Raw genomic sequence first — 732 nt, 5'->3', positions numbered from 1 at the left:
GGAACGGTGTGGTTAATTGGTCTGCCGGTGTGTGTTTATTTATTTAATTTGATTATTGGCTTGATGTTGAATTTAGTTTTAGGGTCTAATAGTTTAACTTTAGATAAAACACTTTTTAGAAGTATTTGAGCAGAGGACCAGTTAGATGGTATTAGTTTTAAAAGATGAAATGAAATAGGCGATAATTACTTTAATATCACATATGATGATTATGAACATTTAGCATGAGGTCAAGGACCTAGATTGGTATTTTTGGGTGCATTGATGTCGATTGGTACATTAGTACCTCTGACATTAGGTTTAATAACTTTGGTGACGAAAATATTTCAACAGTTGTTTTTATTCGTTATTTCGCCATTTGTGGCAGCATCATCGATTGCAGATGATGGTAAGCGAATGAAACAATGACAAGAAATGTATATGGCAAAATCATTTGCGATTTTGGGTTTTGTTGTCGGAATACAGATATATGCTGTTTTTTTACAAAGAAGTACTGATTGAGCGAATAATTTAGATACTAACTGATTTACGAAAATATTATTAATTGTTGGTTTAGCGATTGGTGGGGCTGTCGCTAGCACGGGATTATCTGGCGAGATTGCAGCATTTGTTGGAGAATCTGCATCAGTGAGAGAGACTATGTCGGAAACTAAAGGTTTATTGGCTAGTGGAATGGCATTAGGTGCTGGTATTGGTGGTGCGTTTAAAGCACTTGGTAAGGCAACGAAAGCT

General features: G+C 35.7%; 1 protein-coding gene. It reads left to right on the top strand.

Translation table 4 applies throughout. The features are described 5' to 3' along the window. Positions 1 to 732: Mbov_0396 family ICE element transmembrane protein (locus tag N1F73_RS03780; RefSeq protein WP_396888703.1), on the top strand; the 732-nt coding region annotated here is incomplete at both ends.

This window comes from Mycoplasma sp. HS2188 (assembly GCF_025209835.1).
GTDB lineage: Bacteria > Bacillota_I > Bacilli_A > Mycoplasmatales > Metamycoplasmataceae > Mycoplasmopsis.
This window is presented reverse-complemented; position numbering and strand designations above follow the sequence as displayed.